A 2,207-nucleotide genomic window follows, 5' to 3' on the forward strand; every position below is an offset into this window, starting at 1 on the left:
CAGCATCCTGCCATCGGCGACGGAGTGCAGGTCGGCGGCACAGGCCTCGTCATGGCCAAGCGGCAGGTCGCGGGGGTCAATGCCGTCCATCGCTATCTCACCAGAATTCGCGTCGTTGCCTCGACCATACCGGGCTGGGCGCGCATATCCTCCAACATGGCCGCAATGGCCGCGCTGTCCAGCAAAACCTGATTTGTGGCCTGTGGCCCGGCGTTCCGCCAGCTTTGCTCAAGGGCTGCAGGCAGGGCTTCGGCGGGGGCAAAGCAGTGAAAGAGGTTCTCGAATGCGCCCGAGAGCACGATGTCAGCCAGGCCGAAATCGGCCGGATAGCTGTAGCTGCCGGACTCCACGGTGGCCATCTCGCCGACGGGCAGCACCACGAAGGCCGTCTCGTCCGGGGCCATCACCCAGCAGTACAAGGGGCCAGGTTTGGCCATGTCCACCCGGACCTCAAGCCGCTGGCCCGCCTCGAACGCGGGGGCCGTCAGGTCAAGGCGCGTTGCATCCCGGTTGGCGGTGATCGAGACGAAGTCCAACAGAGGGCGGACAGCGGCATCGCAGCCGAGGCCGGTCAGATCAACCTGCGTCCGCGGTTTCGCCGATACGACCTGCGCCTGGCGGCGGAATTCGAGATCAAGCCAGACCGAACCGCTGGCATCCTGGGATAAACGCCCCACCGAACGGAGGGTATCCTGACCGGTGTCTGCGCCGGGGGCCACAGCCGTCGCACATGCGGCAACGCCCGGTCGTTCCACGGCCAGCTCACGCCCGGCCAGGATGCGATTGGCATCTAGCGCGCGGGCAGCGGCGGCGGCGGCAAGGCTGTCGGTCAGGGCGGAGCCGCAGCCGCTGTAGCCCGCCTCACTGATAATCGGACAGATTTCCAGCCTGTCGACCTCGGGCGCAATGCGCAACAGATCGTCCAGGGCCGCGTCTATCACCCGGTCATAGCTGGCCGATCCTTCGGTAACGAGGGCCATCTCCAGACCGTCGCTCGTGACCTTGCAGGTCGCATCCTGGGTGATCGCCTGCAGCCGGAACGCAACCACCTCGTCCTTGCGGACCGGATCGACGATGAACACCACCGCATCGCCCGTCGAGCCGGTGGCCACCACGGCCTCCACCTCCAAAGGATCAAGCCCATCGACCAGCCCGCGCAGTTTCTCGGCATCCCTGCCAGCGCTGATCTCGACCGCCCCGGTGTCGGACAACATCGCCTCGACATCCAGCCGCAGCCGGGCCGCCGCGTCAACGGTCAGGACGGTCTGCGAATTGGGCAACCCTGCCACGACCAGCCGCAGGGGAGCTGTGGCCCCGGTACAATCCGCAAGCTGATCGACCAGATCGCGGATTGCATCCTCGGCCAGCGCCGGGCTGGCCGGTACCGCCAGCCCGAGGGCCAGCGATACCGTCATCGGTTTCAGCAGGACCGCGACCTTAGTCATTGGCCTGGCTGCTGGCAGAACTGGCGTAGGCATCCAGCGCCCGGATGAACATCGGGTTGAACGTGCCGTCGATTTCGCCACCGTAGAACTCTTTGTCCGTCAGCGTCTGCTGCAGGCCGCGTATCGTGTCAGGGCTCAGACCATTGGCATCATTGGTTGTGGCGACAAGAGCCTCCAGGCCAATTTCTCCCAAAGACAGAAGGTCAAGAGCCAACTGTTCCGAGGTCAACCCCGGAAAGAACTCGCTGAAGCCCACGTTCGTGTCGAGCAGAACTGCCGCCGTCGCCATTGCAAGAGGGTCACGCAGTTCGATCCCCTTGTTCAGCATGTCGAGCGCCTTTTGGGGGTCGGGCTCAATTCCGGGGCCGCCTCCGATGTAGTAGGGCACAAGCTTCGTGATCGCGAAACCGTCACCCTCGTCGGCCGCGCGCTGATACCACTTTACAGCGGCCTCGACGTCCTTGGTCGTGCCGCGACCGTATTCCAGCATCCGCGCGGCATTGGTCATGCCCATCACATCGCCCCCTTCTGCCGCCTGAACATAGATCGAGAAAGCGGTCTCCGGCGACGAAGGTACGCCCTCGCCATTTTCGTGCTGTGTCGCGATGTCATTCAGCGCGGCAATCGAGCCCAGATCGGCTGCGGTCTGAAAAGCCTTCAACGACTCGTCGAACCGACCCAGACGATTCAGCGCGCGACCCAGCTGAAAGTGCAGCCGCCGGACCTCGGGAAAGGCCTGGGCAGCCTCTGTGCAGGCCTCTA

1 protein-coding gene and 1 pseudogene are annotated in these 2,207 nt (G+C 64.6%); both read right to left on the reverse strand.

Translation table 11 applies throughout. The features are described from left to right. Positions 1-92: 92 nt before the first annotated feature. Entirely contained in the window at positions 93-1,445 is a 1,353-nt protein-coding gene (locus ACRCSW_RS04170) for a hypothetical protein (RefSeq protein ID WP_438702841.1), read from the reverse strand. After that, positions 1,438-2,207 (reverse strand): annotated as a pseudogene (locus ACRCSW_RS04175) (hypothetical protein); the annotation flags it as partial. The pseudogene ACRCSW_RS04175 and the gene ACRCSW_RS04170, both read right to left, overlap by 8 nt.

This window comes from Tabrizicola sp. (assembly GCF_051645465.1).
Taxonomy (GTDB): domain Bacteria; phylum Pseudomonadota; class Alphaproteobacteria; order Rhodobacterales; family Rhodobacteraceae; genus Tabrizicola.